Annotated in this window: 12 protein-coding genes; 6 read left to right on the top strand and 6 right to left on the bottom strand. The window is 70.0% G+C overall.

Translation table 11 applies throughout. The annotated features are described in order from the left end of the window. The gene (locus ABZ078_RS24570) at positions 1–1,239 is read left to right on the top strand and encodes a LacI family DNA-binding transcriptional regulator (protein WP_356578432.1); all 1,239 of its coding nucleotides are present in this window, start codon (positions 1–3) and stop codon (positions 1,237–1,239) included. Next, positions 1,236–2,150 (top strand): carbohydrate kinase, encoded by a 915-nt coding sequence (locus ABZ078_RS24565; protein ID WP_356578430.1) that lies wholly within the window; start codon positions 1,236–1,238, stop codon positions 2,148–2,150. Before ABZ078_RS24570 ends, ABZ078_RS24565 begins: the two co-directional genes overlap by 4 nt. Before the next feature lie 151 nt (positions 2,151–2,301). Here ABZ078_RS24565 and uvrA read toward each other — a convergent pair whose 3' ends face one another. Continuing rightward, the gene (uvrA, locus tag ABZ078_RS24560) at positions 2,302–5,358 is read right to left on the bottom strand and encodes an excinuclease ABC subunit UvrA (protein WP_356578428.1); all 3,057 of its coding nucleotides are present in this window, start codon (positions 5,356–5,358) and stop codon (positions 2,302–2,304) included. Positions 5,359–5,582: 224 nt separating this feature from the next. On the opposite strand from uvrA, the gene ABZ078_RS24555 reads away from it, so the two are divergent. After that, positions 5,583–6,269, top strand: coding sequence for a maleylpyruvate isomerase family mycothiol-dependent enzyme (locus tag ABZ078_RS24555; RefSeq protein WP_356578427.1), 687 nt, complete (start codon positions 5,583–5,585; stop codon positions 6,267–6,269). Positions 6,270–6,335: 66 nt separating this feature from the next. After that, positions 6,336–6,992: an MBL fold metallo-hydrolase gene (locus ABZ078_RS24550; RefSeq protein WP_356578425.1), complete on the top strand. Its 657-nt coding sequence runs from the start codon at positions 6,336–6,338 to the stop codon at positions 6,990–6,992. Between the two features lie 307 nt (positions 6,993–7,299). Here the strand turns inward: ABZ078_RS24550 and aroQ are convergent, their stop codons facing one another. Continuing rightward, positions 7,300–7,773 carry a type II 3-dehydroquinate dehydratase gene (aroQ, locus tag ABZ078_RS24545; protein WP_356578423.1) on the bottom strand — a complete coding sequence of 158 codons (474 nt, stop codon included), beginning with the start codon at positions 7,771–7,773 and terminating at the stop codon, positions 7,300–7,302. Positions 7,774–7,878: 105 nt separating this feature from the next. Between aroQ and ABZ078_RS24540 the strand changes: the two genes are divergently transcribed. After that, positions 7,879–8,925 (top strand): S66 peptidase family protein, encoded by a 1,047-nt coding sequence (locus tag ABZ078_RS24540; protein WP_356578421.1) that lies wholly within the window; start codon positions 7,879–7,881, stop codon positions 8,923–8,925. A 94-nt stretch (positions 8,926–9,019) separates the two neighbouring features. Continuing rightward, on the top strand, positions 9,020–10,288 hold the full coding sequence (locus tag ABZ078_RS24535; protein ID WP_356578420.1) for an MFS transporter: 1,269 nt from the start codon (positions 9,020–9,022) through the stop codon (positions 10,286–10,288). Positions 10,289–10,421: 133 nt separating this feature from the next. Here ABZ078_RS24535 and ABZ078_RS24530 read toward each other — a convergent pair whose 3' ends face one another. The 4 genes from ABZ078_RS24530 to ABZ078_RS24515 form a co-directional block, all read right to left on the bottom strand. Further along, on the bottom strand, positions 10,422–11,522 hold the full coding sequence (locus ABZ078_RS24530) for an ionic transporter y4hA (RefSeq protein ID WP_356578418.1): 1,101 nt from the start codon (positions 11,520–11,522) through the stop codon (positions 10,422–10,424). Between the two features lie 252 nt (positions 11,523–11,774). Beyond that, entirely contained in the window at positions 11,775–12,776 is a 1,002-nt protein-coding gene (locus ABZ078_RS24525) for a TerC family protein (protein ID WP_356578416.1), read from the bottom strand. A gap of 224 nt (positions 12,777–13,000) precedes the next feature. Then, positions 13,001–15,076, bottom strand: coding sequence for a TerD family protein (locus ABZ078_RS24520; RefSeq protein ID WP_356578414.1), 2,076 nt, complete (start codon positions 15,074–15,076; stop codon positions 13,001–13,003). Positions 15,077–15,138: 62 nt separating this feature from the next. Beyond that, the gene (locus ABZ078_RS24515; RefSeq protein ID WP_356578412.1) at positions 15,139–15,717 is read right to left on the bottom strand and encodes a TerD family protein; all 579 of its coding nucleotides are present in this window, start codon (positions 15,715–15,717) and stop codon (positions 15,139–15,141) included. Positions 15,718–15,766: the final 49 nt, after the last annotated feature.

Genomic DNA, 15,766 nt, shown 5'->3' with positions numbered 1-15,766 from the left:
ATGGCAACCATGGCCGACGTCGCGCGGAGCGCCGGCGTGTCCGTGGCGACCGTCTCGCATGTGCTGAACGACACCCGGCCGGTTCTGCCCCACACCCGTCAGGCGGTGCTGGACGCCGTGGAGGAGCTCGGGTACACACCCAACAGCCTCGCCCGTTCCCTGGTGACGTCCCGCACCCGGTCCATCGGGCTCGCGGTGTCGGCGATCAGCAACCCGTACTTCACGGAGATACTCCAGGGCGTCGAGGCCGCTGCCCTGGAACACGGCTACAGCCTGCTGATCGCCGACCCGCACGACGATCCGGTGCATGAACGCAAGGTCGTCCAGCTCCTGCACGAACGCCGTGTGGACGGCATGATCGTCGCGCCCTCCGCCGACCCGCGCGAGCTGATCGCCTACCTCGGGCGCCACAAGGTGCCGACCGTCCTTCTCGACCGCGTGGTCGACGCCCCGGCGGACGACTCGACGCGGTTCGACCAGGTCTGCGCCGACAGCGCCGAACCCATGGCGCGGCTGGTCACCCATCTCGCCGGTCTGGGCCACCGTCGGATCGCCCTGGTCGCGGGCCTGCCCGGGCTCAGCACCACCAGCGAGCGCCGCACGGGATACCGGGACGGCCTGGCCGCCGCAGGGCTCACCTACGACGGCGACCTCGTCGTGCACGGCGACTCCGCGTCGGCCGGTGCCGAACAGGCCACCGCCGCACTGCTGTCGCTCGCCTCGCCGCCCACCGCGATCGTCACCGCCAACAACGCGATGACGATCGGCGCCCTGCGCGCCCTGCGTGACCGGGGCCTTTCCGTGCCCGACGACATCGCACTGTGCTGCTTCGACGACTTCGCCTGGGCCGATCTCTTCTCGCCCCGACTCACCGCGATAGCCCAGCCCAGCAGGGACATCGGCGCCCAGGCGGTGCGTGTGCTGCTGGACCGACTCGACTCGCCGGACCGGCCTGCCCGGAGCGTGCGTCTGCCGTGCACCTTCGTGCATCGCACCTCGTGCGGCTGCGCCGAACAGCCCCGGCGGTCAGGGGGATCCGCGGGGCCGGAGCAAGCCATGTGGTCGGAGAAAGCCATGAGGTCCGAGAAAGCCATGAGGTCGGAGAAAGTCCCGGGGTCTCAGCGACCGGCGGAGCCTGAGTGGTCGGCGCGGCCCGAGAACCCCGACGGCACGGCCGAGCCCTCGTCCTCCGACAGTCCCGAACAGCCCCTGAGGTCCGTGAAAGGAACCGTCTCGTGATCGTCGTCGCCGGTGAGGCATTGATCGACCTGGTACCGCAGGGCTCGGGCGCCCTCGCGGGCCTCAAGCCGGCGCTGGGCGGCGGCCCCTACAACACCGCCGTGGCCCTCGGCCGCCTCGGCTCCCCCACCGCCTTCTGCTCCCGCACCTCCAACGACGCCTTCGGTGAGGCGCTGCTCGACGGGCTGCGGAAGGCCGGGGTGGACGTGTCGGCCGTGCAGCGCGGCACGGAGCCGACCACCCTCGCGGTCGCCACCATCGACGCAAGCGGCTCGGCCGCCTACTCCTTCTATGTCGAGGGCACCGCGGACCGGCTCTTCACGGCACCTCCCGAGCTGCCCGCGGCGTCCCGCGCGGTGTCCTTCGGTACCTGTTCACTCGTCCTGGAACCGGGGGCGAGCGCCTACGAGGAACTGATGCGCGGTGCGGCGGCGCAAGGGGTGTTCACCGCGCTGGACCCGAACATCCGGGCCGGTCTGATCCCGGACCCGGACGGCTACCGGGCACGGTTCAAGAGCTGGCTGCCGTCGGTGTCGCTGCTCAAGCTCTCCGAGGAGGACGCGCTGTGGCTGGGCGGAACCCCGCGCGAGTGGCTGGCCGCGGGACCTGCGGCCGTTGTGATCACTCACGGCGGTGAGGGACTGACCGCCTTCACACGGGACGGTGGGGTGCACTCCGTGCCGGGCGAGGAGGTCGACGTCGTGGACACGATCGGTGCGGGCGACACCGTGAACGCGGCCCTGCTGCACGGGCTGGCCGCCCAGGACGCCCTGTCGGCCGAGGCGCTCGTGGGACTGGGCGCCGACGGCTGGACACGGCTGCTGCGGTTCGCGGCGCGGGCTGCCGCGATCACCTGCTCCCGGGCGGGCGCCGAGCCGCCGTACGCCTGGGAACTGGGGGACTTCCAGTAGGCGTTCCGCTCTGTTCCGCTGTTGAGGAGTCAAGGTCCGTCGCAGCCGCGGGGATCGGGCGGCTGATGAGGGAACGTGCGGCGCCCCGCGGGGAGTTCCCGCGGGGCGCCGCACTTTTTCAGGACTTGTTCGGGCTTGTCGCTCGCGAGCTTCAGGCCTTACGGGTCCGCGTCGTCTTCTTCGCGGTCGCCGTCTTCTTCGACGTCGCGGTCTTCTTCGCGGCCCCGGCCGTCTTGTCCGTCGCCTTGTTGTTGACCGTCTTCGTGGTCCTGGCCGTCGCCGTCTTCCTCGCCGTCGCCCCTGCCGCGACCGTCTTCCTGGCCGCCGTCTTGCGCGGGGCCTTCACCGAGGACGCGTCGCTGATGCGGTCGGCGCCCAGGATCTCGCGCAGGAACTTGCCGGTGTGGCTGGCCGGGACCGCGGCGACCTCCTCGGGCGTGCCCTCGGCGACGACGAGGCCACCGCCGGCGCCGCCCTCGGGACCCATGTCGACGATCCAGTCGGCGGTCTTGATCACGTCGAGGTTGTGCTCGATGACGATGACCGTGTTGCCCTTGTCGACCAGGCCGGACAGGACCCTCAGCAGCTTGCTGATGTCCTCGAAGTGCAGACCCGTGGTCGGCTCGTCCAGGACGTAGACCGTACGGCCGGTGGAGCGCTTCTGCAGCTCGCTGGCGAGCTTCACGCGCTGGGCCTCACCGCCGGACAGTGTCGTCGCGGACTGGCCGAGCCGGACATAGCCGAGACCGACGTCCTTCAGCGTGTTGAGGTGCCGGGCGATGGCGGGGACGGCTTCGAAGAACGACGTCGCCTCCTCGATCGGCATGTTCAGGACCTCGGAGATGGACTTGCCCTTGTAGTGGACCTCCAGGGTCTCCCGGTTGTACCGGGCGCCGTGGCAGACCTCGCACGGGACGTACACGTCCGGGAGGAAGTTCATCTCGATCTTGATCGTGCCGTCGCCCGCGCAGTTCTCGCAGCGGCCGCCCTTGACGTTGAAGGAGAAGCGACCCGGCATGTAGCCGCGGACCTTCGCCTCGGTCGTCTCGGCGAACAGCTTGCGGATGTGGTCGAAGACGCCGGTGTACGTCGCCGGGTTCGACCGCGGGGTGCGGCCGATGGGCGACTGGTCGACGTGCACGACCTTGTCGACGAGGTCGTCGCCGTCCACGCGCGTGTGCCGCCCGGGGACGTTGCGCGCGCCGTTGAGCTCGCGTGCCAGGTGCGTGTACAGGATGTCGTTGACCAGCGTCGACTTGCCGGAGCCGGACACACCGGTGACCGCGGTGAACACGCCCAGCGGGAACGAGACGTCGATGTCCTGAAGGTTGTTCTCGCGCGCGCCGTGCACCGTGAGCTGCCGGGACGGGTCGTGCGGGCGGCGGATGTCGGGCAGCGGGATGGACTTCTTCCCCGACAGGTACTGACCGGTCTGCGACTCGGCGTTGGCCAGCAGCTCCTTCAGGGAGCCGCTGTGCACGACCTTGCCACCGTGCTCACCGGCGCCGGGGCCGATGTCGACGACCCAGTCGGCGGTCTTGATGGTGTCCTCGTCGTGCTCGACGACGATGAGCGTGTTGCCCATGTCGCGCAGCCGGACCAGGGTCTCGATCAGCCGGTGGTTGTCGCGCTGGTGCAGACCGATGGACGGCTCGTCGAGGACGTACAGGACGCCGACGAGCCCGGAGCCGATCTGGGTGGCGAGGCGGATGCGCTGGGCCTCTCCACCGGAGAGGGTGCCCGCGGCGCGGTTCAGCGAGAGGTAGTCGAGGCCGACGTCGACCAGGAAGCGCAGCCGCTCGTTGACCTCCTTCAGCACGCGCTCGGCGATCTTCTTGTCGCGGGCGTTGAGCTTCAGCTCGCCCAGGAACTCCGCGCAGTCGCTGATGGACATCGCGGAGACCTCGGCGATCGACTTCTCCATGATCGTGACCGCGAGGACGATCGGCTTCAGGCGCGTGCCCTCACAGGTGGGGCAGGGCACCTCGCGCATGTAGCCCTCGAAGCGCTCGCGGCTGGCGTCGCTCTCGGCCTCGCTGTGCCGGCGCTTGACGAAGGGAACGGCACCTTCGAACGGCGTCGTGTACACGCGCTCGCGGCCGTACCGGTTGCGGTAGCGGACCTCGATCTGCGTCTTGTGGCCGTGGAGGAGCGCCTTCTTGGCGCGCTGCGGCAGGCCCGCGAAGGGGATGTCCGTGCGGAAGCCCAGCGCGTCCGCGAGGGCACCGATCAGGCGGCCGAAGTAGTCCTTGGTGTGACCGTGCGACCAGGGGTGGATGGCGCCCTCGTCGAGGGACTTGTCCTCGTCCGGGACGATCAGTTCGGGGTCGACCTCCATGCGCGTGCCGATGCCGGTGCACTCGGGGCAGGCGCCGAAGGGCGAGTTGAAGGAGAAGGAGCGCGGCTCCAGCTCCTCGAAGGAGAGGTCGTCGTACGGGCAGTACAGGTGCTCCGAGTACATGCGCTCGCGCTCGGGGTCGTCCTCGGGGAGGTCGACGAAGTCGAGCACGACCATGCCGCCGGACAGGCCGAGGGCGGTCTCCACGGAGTCGGTGAGGCGGCGCTTGGCGGAGTCCTTCACCGTGAGGCGGTCGACGACCACCTCGATGGTGTGCTTCTCCTGCTTCTTCAGCGTGGGCGGGTTCGAGAGCTGGATCGTCTCGCCGTCCACGCGCGCGCGTGAGTAGCCCTTGGTCTGGAGATCGGCGAAGAGGTCGACGAACTCGCCCTTGCGCTCGCGCACCAGCGGCGACAGCACCTGGAAGCGGCTCCCCTCCGGCAGCTCCAGGACCTTGTCGACGATGGCCTGCGGCGACTGTCGCGAGATCGGGCGGCCGCACTCGGGGCAGTGGGGCTTGCCGATACGCGCGAAGAGCAGACGCAGGTAGTCGTAGACCTCGGTGATGGTGCCGACCGTCGAGCGCGGGTTGCGCGAGGTCGACTTCTGGTCGATGGAGACCGCCGGGGACAGACCCTCGATGAAGTCGACGTCCGGCTTGTCCATCTGGCCGAGGAACTGCCGTGCGTACGACGACAGCGACTCCACGTAGCGCCGCTGGCCCTCGGCGAAGATGGTGTCGAAGGCCAGCGAGGACTTGCCCGACCCCGACAGGCCCGTGAAGACGATGAGCGAGTCGCGCGGCAGGTCGAGCGAGACATTCTTCAGATTGTGCTCGCGCGCGCCACGGACGATGAGACGGTCGGCCACGCCGGTCCGCACCTTTCTTGAGAGAAGTGACAGGGGCGAGGCCCCCGTGCTTTCTCAGACTAGGGGGAGCCACTGACAACGCCGGTCGGATTCCCGAATGGGACAACAATCCCGGGCTATCCAGCATGCCCGACGCCACATCCGACCCTATAGCACGCGCATTCGATTTACGGCGCCCGTTCACCACCTTCACCCAAAGGTGTGGCGCGGCTAATGTCAGCACCATGATTGATCACGCTCGTGACCTGGCGTCTGTACGTGAGGCGACGGAACGACTGCTCACCGCAGCGGCCAAGCTGGACAACGCATCCGTGGCCGAGCCGTCACGGCTCCCCGGCTGGAGCCGCGGCCACGTCCTCGCGCATCTCGCCCGCAACGCGGACGCCCTCGTGAACGTCCTCGAAGGGCGCCCCATGTACGTCTCCCCCACCGCCCGCGACGCCGACATCGAGCGGGACGCCCCACGCCCCCTCGACGTCCAGCTCGCCGACGTGCGCGAGAGCGCCGCCCGCTTCCAGGACACGGGTGCCGTGCCCGCGGACTGGTCACGCACGGTGGAGTTGCGCAACGGCGTCACCGACGCGGCGGCCCGGGTGCCGTTCCGGCGGTGGGTCGAGGTGGAACTGCATCACGTGGATCTCGGGATCGGGTACGAGCTCGAGGATCTGCCGGCGGAGTTCGTGGAGCGGGAGATCGACTTCCTCGCGGAGCGGTTCACCGGGCATCCCGATGTGCCGCCGACCCGTCTCACGGACGGCACGCGCGCGTGGAGCACGGGCCGGGAGGCGGGAGCTGCCGAGGTCACCGTCCGAGGTTCCGCGCCCGATCTGCTCGGCTGGCTCGCCGGGCGCCGTGACGGGTCCGGCCTGAGTGCCGAGGGCGGCGCGCTGCCGTCGCTCCCGCCGCTGTAGCGCCTGCCTCTGCCGCTCCAGCCTCTGGACGGTCCGTGGATCGTTCTGCCGCTATAGGCTGCCGACATGACCTACAGCGGACAGGTGACGGTCGGTGGCCCCGCCGACGTGCACGAGCTCAAGGACCTGATGATCACCAAGATCGCGGTCGGCCCGATGGACAACAACGCCTATCTGCTGCGCTGCCGGGCCACGGACGAGCAACTGCTGATCGACGCCGCCAACGACGCGGACGTACTGCTGGGCATGATCGGTGACGACGGCATCGCGTCCGTCGTCACCACGCACCAGCACGGCGACCACTGGCAGGCGCTCGGCGCGGTCGTCGAGGCCACCGGCGCGCGCACGTACGCCGGCCGGGACGACGCCGAGGGCATTCCGGTGCCGACCGACGTCCTGGTGGACGACGGTGACATCATCCGGGTGGGGCGCGTGGAGCTGACCGCGCGCCACCTGGTCGGGCACACACCGGGCTCGATCGCGCTTGTCTACGACGACCCGCACGGGCACCCCCATGTGTTCACCGGGGACTGCCTGTTCCCCGGCGGCGTCGGCAACACCCGCAAGGATCCCGAGGCGTTCGCCCGCCTGATCCACGACGTCGAGACGAAGATCTTCGACGTGCTGCCGGACGAGACCTGGGTCTACCCGGGGCACGGCAACGACACGACGCTGGGCGCCGAGCGGCCGCATCTGCCGGAGTGGCACGAGCGAGGCTGGTGAACGCGGACCCGGTGGCGCGAAGCTCAAGAGCGTGCGCCCGGCGGAAACACGTGCGCCCGGCGGGAATCGCAACCGCGCGCCGTACACACCCCGTGTGAACCGTTCACACGCGCCGGTGCCCTACGCGCGCTCCCGGCGGGCGTTGTTGCGCAGTCAACTGGAAGCAGCCCCGCACAGGATGACGGCTCCTGAGCGGTACGGGCCGCCGGTCCCTCAATCCCCGCCCTCGACCGGCGGCCCCGGCGACTGCCCAGGGACCAGGGATCAGGGACCAGCTCGGCGGGGCCGGTACATCGCCCCCTAGGCGTCAGGCGTCCGCGCGCCCAGCCCCCGCCAGCGCCGCGACCCGCTCCACCCCGAACACGTACCCCTGGACACCGCACCCCGCGATGACGCCGTCGGCGCGCAGGGAGACGTACGAGTGGTGCCGGAACGACTCGCGCTTGTGGATGTTGGAGATGTGGACCTCCAGTACAGGAAGGCCGTCACAGGCGTTGAGCGCGTCCAGGATCGCCACGGAGGTGTGGGAGTAGGCACCGGGGTTGATCACGATCCCGCAGTGCTTCAGCCGTGCCTCGTGGATCCAGTCCACCAACTCACCCTCGTGGTTGGACTGCCGGAAGTCGATCGTGCCGCCGTGCGCGGCCGCCGCCTTGGCGCACAGGGCCTCGACGTCGGCCAGGGTCTCGGAGCCGTAGATCTCCGGCTGGCGCCGGCCGAGCAGGTTGAGGTTGGGGCCGTTGAGGATCATGATCGGGGCGTTGGCCAGGGTGCGGGGCACGGTTCCTCCGGTCCTTTCGGGGGTCGGGCGGTCCGTCGACGACCGCTGCTCGGACCCCGGTTTATCACGGTGCACGGCCCGCGCCCTCCGCCATACGCTCCGGTCATGAGCGTGATCTCGTATCCTCCCAAGCCCTCCCCCGGCGACCGCATCGCCGTCATCTCGCCCGCGTCGGGCCTGCCCGGGCTCTACCCGCGCCCGTACGAACTGGGTCTGGAGCGGCTGCGCGAGGACTACGGACTCGAACCGGTCGAGTACCCGGCGACCCGCAAGATGGGCTCCACGCCGCAGGAGCGGGCCGACGACGTCCACGCCGCCTTCGCCGACCCCGGCGTCAGGGCGGTCATCGCCTCCATCGGCGGAGACGACCAGATCACCGTACTGCCGCTGTTGGACCGGGAGTTGATCCGGGCGAACCCGAAGCCGTTCTTCGGGATGAGCGACAACACGAACCTGCTCATGTTCCTGCGCAACACCGGAATCGTCGGCTACCACGGCGCGACCGTGATGACCGCGCTGGGCCGCCCGGTCGCCATGGATCCGCTGACCGCGGAGTCGCTGCGGGCGGCGCTGTTCACGTCGGGCGAGTACGAGTTGAAGCCCGCCGACCGCTGGAACGATGTCAACCGCGACTGGGCCGACCCGGCGACCTTCGACGCGGAGCCGGAGACGCGGTCCGGCGCCGGGTGGACCTGGGTGAACGCCGACCGGGTGGTGGAGGGCCGCAGTTGGGGTGGTTGTCTGGAGATCCTCGGCTGGCTGCTGATGGCCGACCGGGAGATCCCGCGTGACCTGTCGGAATTCGACGGCGGGGTGCTGATCCTGGAGACGTCGGAGGAGATGCCGAGCGGCACGGAGGTCTTCCGCACCCTGCGCAACATGGGCGAGCGCGGGCTGCTCCAGCGCTTCTCGGCGCTGCTGATGGGCCGTGCGAAGACATGGTCCTTCGAACGCCCCAACGGCCCGGACGAGGCCGCTCATTACGCCACCGAGCAGCGCGAGGCCGTCCTGCGCGCCATGCGGGCGTACGCCCCCGACACCACGATCGTCTTCGACGTGGACTTCGGGCACACCGACCCACAACTCGTGATCCCTTACGGCGGCGTCGTCCGCGTCGACGGCCCCGCCCGGCGCATCACCGTCACTTACTGACTGGCCCGACCGCCCCCGCACGCCCCCGTAACCCGTGGTCACGGTGGGTAGTTGTCGCGGCATGCACGACGTACGCACAGTAAGGGCGCCCTCCATGCTGCGGCTCGCTGCCGCCTCGCTCGCCGGGACGGCCATCGAGTTCTACGACTTCTTCGTCTACGGGACCGCTGCGGCGCTGGTCCTGGGACCGCTGTTCTTCCCGACGTTCTCGCCGGTGGCGGGAACCCTGGCCGCCTTCGCGACGTTCGGCGTGGGCTTCGTGGCGCGGCCGCTGGGGTCGGTGCTGTTCGGGCACATCGGAGACCGTCACGGACGCCGGCCGGTCCTCGTCGCCTCGCTGCTGCTGACCGGCGCCTCCACGGTCGCGGTCGGCTGCGTACCGACGTACGACACGATCGGTGTGACCGCTCCCCTGCTGCTGCTCGTACTCCGCTTTCTTCAGGGCCTCGGCCTCGGCGGCGAATGGGGTGGCGCGGTCCTGCTGACCGTGGAGCACGCGCCCGCCGACCGGCGCGGTCTGTGGTCGAGCTTCCCGCAGGTCGGGCCCGCGCTCGGCTTCCTGCTCGCCAACGGGGTGGTGCTCGGGCTGTCGGCGACGCTGTCCGAGGCGCAGTTCGCGCAGTGGGGATGGCGGGTGCCCTTCTGGGCGGCGGGGGTCCTCGCCCTGGTGGGACTGTGGCTGCGGTCGTCGCTCGCCGAGAGCCCGCGGTTCCTCGAACTCGACGACCACGCGCGCGTGCCGCTCGTCGAAGTCGTACGCGACCACTGGCGGCTCCTGCTGCTGACAGCCGGGGCGCTGTCGGTCGGATACGCGATCTTCTACGCCGTGACGACCTGGTCCCTCGCCTACGGCACCGAACGGCTCGGTGTGAGCCGCAGCGTCATGCTGACCTGCATCATGGCCGCGGTGGTGGTGAAGGGCGCGCTCACACCGCTGGCGGCGCTGCTGGGCGACCGGTACGGGCGGCGGCCGCTGGCCCTGATCGGGTGCGCCGCCTCGGCCCTGTGGATGTTCCCGATGGTCGCGCTCCTCGCGACGGGCGCGCCGCTGCCGATGTTCCTGGGTTTTCTCGGGGCGATGATCGCGTTCATCACCATGTTCGCCGTGATCGCCGCGTACCTGCCGGAGTTGTACGAGCCCCGGGTGCGCTGCACGGGGGCCGCGGTGGGCTACAACCTCGGCGGCGTTCTCGGGGGCGCGCTCACACCTATCGTGGCGACGGCGCTCGCCGAGCAGGGCGGTCGGGTGCCCTGGGGGGTGGGGGCGTATCTGACGGGGGTCGCGCTGCTCAGCCTGGGGTGCTTCGCGCTGCTGCCCGAGACCCGTCCGGTGCCTGCCGCGGCGGAGCCCGCCACGGGGTGACGGGCTCCGGGACGGCGGCGGGACGGAACACCACGGCTGTGCAGACGTCGGTCGCCCATACGTCGGCCGCGTATACGTCGGTGGCATACACCTTCGGTCGCGTACACCTCGGTCCCGTATACGGCGGCCACGGCTACGGGTTGATCGCGAGTTCCAGATACGCCGCGAACAGCACCAGGTGGACGCCGCCTTGGAGCGGCGTCGCCCGCCCCGGTACCACCGTCAGCGAGCTCACCACCACCGTCAGGGCGAGCAGCACCATGTGGGTGGGGCCGAGGCCGAGGACGAGCGGGCCGGAGAGCCAGATGGAGGCCAGGGCGACCGCGGGGATGGTCAGGCCGATGCTGGCCATCGCCGAACCGAGCGCGAGGTTCAGGCTGGTCTGCACGCGGTCCCGGCGGGCGGAGCGCAGCGCGGCGATCGTCTCGGGAAGCAGCACCAGCATGGCGATGATCACGCCGACCACGGCGTGGGGCAGATCGGCGGCCGCCACCCCGGACTCGATGGTGGGCGACACGCCTTTGGCCAGGCCCACCACGCCGATCAGCGCCAGCCCCAGCAGCCCCAGGCTGAGCAGTGCGGTGCGGGCGGAGGGCGCGTCGGCGTGGTCGTCCACGGTGATCACCTCGCCCTGCCGGGTGATGGGGAGGAAGTAGTCGCGGTGGCGCACGGTCTGGGTCGCCACGAACAGGCCGTACAGGATGAGCGAGGAGACCGCCGCGAACGTCAGCTGCACGGTGGAGAACTCCGGCCCGGGCTTGCTCGTGGTGAACGTCGGCAGCACCAGGCTGAGCGTGGCCAGGGTGGCGACGGTCGCCAGCGCGGCCCCGGTGCCCTCGGGATTGAAGACCGCCGTCCGGTGCCGCAGAGAGGCGACCAGCAGGCACAGGCCGACGATGCCGTTGCAGGTGATCATCACGGCGGCGAAGACCGTGTCCCGGGCGAGGGTCGAGCCCTTGTCTCCGCCGTCCGCCATCAGGGTCACGATCAGGGCGACTTCGATGATCGTGACGGCTACCGCGAGGACGAGGGAGCCGAACGGTTCGCCGACCCGGTGCGCGACCACTTCGGCGTGGTGTACGGCGGACAGGACGGCCCCCGCCAGGACCAGCGTCACCACGGCGATGACCGCGCCGGGCAGATCCCGTCCCCAGGTGAACGCCAGCAGGACGACCGCGAGCACCGGCACGAAGGACGTCCACCGGGTCGTGAGCGACCTCAGCCGAGCGATCATGGAGCGATCGTCGCAGAGCCCTTGGGGGTTCGCATTCCGGTCCGTGTGGTGGTCAGGCGGCCCAGCGCCCTCGGGATGCGGGGCCTTCGTGTGGTGTGTGTCGCTACGCGAAATCGGTCATCTCCTGTACGTCGCAGGTCCAGGTAGCAGGTCCAGGTAGCGGTTGAGCCGACCCGAAGAAGCACCGGGAGTGGTGCTCGGCGAATTCGCTGGGCACCACTCCCGGTGTTGGTCTTCCTACGTTCGACAGGGTCAAACGTCGATGCTGTTCTTCGGAGTGTCTTCGCTCCGCTCCTGCGCCGCCTCGGCCGCCGCCTGCTTCTTGGAAGCCCTCAGGCTGGTGATCGTGGTGATGACCAGGACCGAGCAGATCACGCCGAGCGAGACCGGAATGCTGATCTCGGGGACGTGGACACCGGACTCGTGCAGCGCGTGCAGCACGAGCTTGACGCCGATGAAGCCCAGGATGATCGACAGGCCGTAGCTGAGGTGGACCAGCTTCTTCAGCAGGCCGCCGATCAGGAAGTACAGCTGCCGCAGACCCATCAGGGCGAAGGCGTTGGCCGTGAAGACGATGTACGGGTCCTGGGTCAGGCCGAAGATCGCGGGGATCGAGTCGACCGCGAACAGCACGTCCGTCATACCGATCGCGAGCATCACGACCAGCATCGGCGTCATGACGCGCTTGCCGTTCTCCTCGATCCACAGTTTGGTGCCGTGATAGCGGTCGGCCACGCCGAAGCGCCTCTCGACGGCCTTCAGCAGCTTGTTCTCCTCCCAGTCCTCCTCGGGCTCGTCGGCCCTGGCCTCCTGGATCAGCTTCCAGGCGGTGTAGATCAAGAAGGCGCCGAAGACGTAGAAGATCCAGAAGAAGCTGGAGATCATCGCGGCACCCGCGGCGATGAAGACCGCGCGGAGCACGAGGGCTACCAGGACACCGATGAGCAGTACACGCTGCTGGTACTGCGAGGGCACCGCGAACTTCGCCATGATCAGGACGAAGACGAAGAGGTTGTCGACGCTCAGCGACTTCTCGGTGATGAAGCCCGCGAAGAACTCGCCGGCGGGTTGTCCGCCTCCGAAGATCAGCAGGCCGAACCCGAAGAGGGCGGCCAGGACGATCCAGACGACCGTCCAGATTCCGGCTTCCTTGATCGACACGTCATGCGGCTTGCGGCCGATGAAGAAATCGACCGCGATCAGGGCGGCAAGGCCCACGATGGTCAGGACCCATAGGGTCGCGGAAACTTCCACTGCGCCTCCGGCAGTCGTAACGGCAAATGTCAGCGTCGTCGCGCGCCGGAGGTCTCTTCCACCCACGATGGGCCGACGCCCCGGGATCTGGCCGGATCCGTATTGACGGGTACGTCGCACTAGACAGGGAGTACTCCCCTCCGTGGGACGAACACTACCCCAATCACCAAAGAAAGGTAAAGCGCTCGGCAAAAGGAACGCCAAGTGAGCAGGTCAAGGTGGCTTTACCTGTACTTGGCGCGAGCTTCGGAAACCTGCGTGAGCACCTGCTGGAGCACCTGGCTGCCGGGCGGGACGAGTGAGGGCTCGTAGGTCCAGGCGTGCCCCACCCAAGGGTCGGCGAGGTGGTCGTCCGGCACCGGGCTCAATCGCAGCAGCGAACGCCACAGCGGGTCGAGCAACGGACCGTAGGCGGTGGCCTCCTCCCGGTCCGCGACCATCATCAGGTGCACGCCGACGGCGGGTCCCTCGTCCGCCAGGTAGCGCAGTTGGTTGACGGCCCGGTCGTCGAAGCCGTGCGGGAAGTCGTTGACGATCAGCAACTGCTCGGAGGTGTCGAAGCCGGGCGGCAGGGAGTCGGGCGCTCCGCCGCGCACGGCCATCTGCACCAGGTCGACGCGTTGAGTGAGCCGCGCCAGGACGTCCGCGACACCGGCCGCGCCCACCGCGGGCGGGGCAGCGAGCACACCGGTCTGCACCAGCGGTGCGAGTGCCTGCGCGCCCGAACCGGCCGGATCGATGACGTGCACGGTGAATTCGCCCGCCGGATGGACGGCGAGCAGCCGTGCCGCGTGCGCCACGGCCGCCTCCATCGCGAGGCGCCGCAGGTCGTGGGAGTCCGTGAACGAGCCGTCGATCGATCCAGCGCGTCCGCTGTCGATCCACAGGCCGCGCTCCAGTGGCAGCCGGACCAGCATCGGGATGCGCAACTGGGCGCTCTCGGGGAGGTGGAGGTCGCCCAGGCGCAGGGCCATGGGCATCTCCATCGGCACGCGGTAGCCGTGCCAGACGGGGTTGTCCCAGCGCGCGTACGCGGGCGGCAGGGCGGGCTCGACGACGTCGGCCTCGGCGGTGAGCTGAGCGAGGTCCCGGTCGAGCGTCGCCCTGGCCTGGCTGACGAGCTGGGCGTGCTTGGCCTGGGCGGCTTCGCGTGCGGCGTCGCCCTGACCGCCGATCCGGCTGCGCGGGTCCGACAGGACCTGGTCGAGCTCCTTCTCCATGCGGGAGTCGGCGAAGTCGACCGCGCTGCGGTAGGCGGCGGTCGTACGGGCCAGGTCCTCGAACATGCCCCACACCTGGTTGTACAGCCGCTCGTCCATGGACCAGCCATTGGCGTCACCCGCGACGGGCTGCGCCGGCTGCCCGGGCTGGGCCGGGGGCGCGGTCGGCGGGGGCGGCGGAGCCGCGTTCTGGCGGCGCGGGTGGCTGTAGTCGATCGGGCCACCGGAGGTGGGTGCGGACGGCTGGGTGGTATCGCTGGCGCCGCTTCCGCCCTGATACGACGGCTGCGGCGCGGGCTGGCCCGGTATGCCTGGCGTCTGGGCGCCGTACGGGGAGTTCGCCTGCGGTGTCGGCTGTCCGGGCGCCCCCGGTGTCTGGGTGCCGTAGGGCGAGGTCGGCTGCGGCGGTACGGGCCCGGAGGCGCCTTGCGGTGCGGAGCCGCCCTGGTCCGGGCCGAGTGCTGGTGCGGCCGCCTGCCGGGAGCGGTCGCCGTCCGTCCGTGACGGGGGTGCCGGTATCGAGCGGGCCATGCCCTGGGCCACCGCTTCGTTGATGCTGCCGGCCAGTTGGTGGGACTGGGGCAGGCCCTGGTCGGTGAGGAGCTCGGCGAGGCCGCCGGCGTAGCCCTGGCCGATGGCCCGTACCTTCCAGGCGCCCTGGCGGCGGTAGAGCTCCAGGGCGACCACGGCCGACTCGGCTTCCAGGCCGGTGATGGTGTAACTGGCGACCTCGGTGCCGTCGAGGCCGGTGACCGCGACGAAGGGGGTGGCTACGGCGCCGAAGCGGGTCGGGCCGCCGACACCGGCCGGCAGGGCGAGCAGCACACTGACGCGGTGGACGGCCTCGGGCATGGCGTCCAGGTCCACCGCGAGGCGATGATCGGCCGCCGCCTGCCGGGAGACCTCAAGGCCGGGCAGGGTGGGGGCGCCGGGGTGGGCCACCCCTTCGACGCCGTGGATCCTGCCCTGCTCGTCGCCGAGCGTGGCCCCGGCCACGATCGGCGTTCCGGCCGAGACCCTGATCTCCAGACGGGCCTGGGAGAGCGGGTGGTTCTGCCCCCGCACCAGCTCGGCCGTCATGCCTTCGTCCCCCTGTGTCGCTTGTCTTGTCGTGCGCGGCTCGCCGGGCCGCGCCGCGGTTGTTACAGGTGCGGCAGGATCGCCGGCATCAGGTCCTGGAAGGTACGGCCGTTGGCCGGGGTGCCGAGGGCCGTCATCGTCCAGCCCGGGCCGTTGCGGTGCACCTTCGCCATGATCTGGGCCGTGTAGGAGCCGCCGCCCGCGAGCGTGTAGCGGGCGAGCTCCTGGCCGTTGGTCTCGTCGACCAGGCGGCAGAACGCGTCCTGCACCTCCTGGAAGGTCTGGCCCGTGAAGGAGTTCACGGTGAAGACGATCTGGTCGATGTGGACCGGGACGCGCGCGAGGTCGACGAGGATCGCCTCGTCGTCGCCGCCCTGGCCGACACCGCCGACGAGGTTGTCACCGGTGTGACGGACCGAGCCGTCGTCGCTCACCAGGTGGCGGAAGAAGACGACGTCGACCGGCTGCTTGTCCGCGAACAGAACGGCGGAGGCGTCCAGGTCGACCTCCCGAGTGCGGGAGCCGAACAGGCCGCGCCGGGGAGCCGCCTGCCAGCCGAGACCCATGCGCACCGCGGTCAGGCTGCCTCCGTCGTTCTTCTGCAGACTGATGGCCTGACCCTTGGTCATGTTGACGGTCACGTGCCGATTCCCCTCTCGAGCTGTCCCCTGTTGGCCGCGGACTCCGCGG

The organism is Streptomyces sp. NPDC006385, from assembly GCF_040612485.1.
GTDB lineage: Bacteria > Actinomycetota > Actinomycetes > Streptomycetales > Streptomycetaceae > Streptomyces.
This window is presented reverse-complemented; position numbering and strand designations above follow the sequence as displayed.

Coding starts and splice junctions, on each gene's coding strand:
- ABZ078_RS24570 (WP_356578432.1), top strand. CDS start 1: ATGGCAACCATGGCCGACGTCGCGCGGAGCGCCGGCGTGTCCGTGGCG.
- ABZ078_RS24555 (WP_356578427.1), top strand. CDS start 5,583: ATGATTGATCACGCTCGTGACCTGGCGTCTGTACGTGAGGCGACGGAA.
- ABZ078_RS24550 (WP_356578425.1), top strand. CDS start 6,336: ATGACCTACAGCGGACAGGTGACGGTCGGTGGCCCCGCCGACGTGCAC.
- ABZ078_RS24540 (WP_356578421.1), top strand. CDS start 7,879: ATGAGCGTGATCTCGTATCCTCCCAAGCCCTCCCCCGGCGACCGCATC.
- ABZ078_RS24535 (WP_356578420.1), top strand. CDS start 9,020: ATGCTGCGGCTCGCTGCCGCCTCGCTCGCCGGGACGGCCATCGAGTTC.
- ABZ078_RS24530 (WP_356578418.1), bottom strand. CDS start 11,522: ATGATCGCTCGGCTGAGGTCGCTCACGACCCGGTGGACGTCCTTCGTG.
- ABZ078_RS24520 (WP_356578414.1), bottom strand. CDS start 15,076: ATGACGGCCGAGCTGGTGCGGGGGCAGAACCACCCGCTCTCCCAGGCC.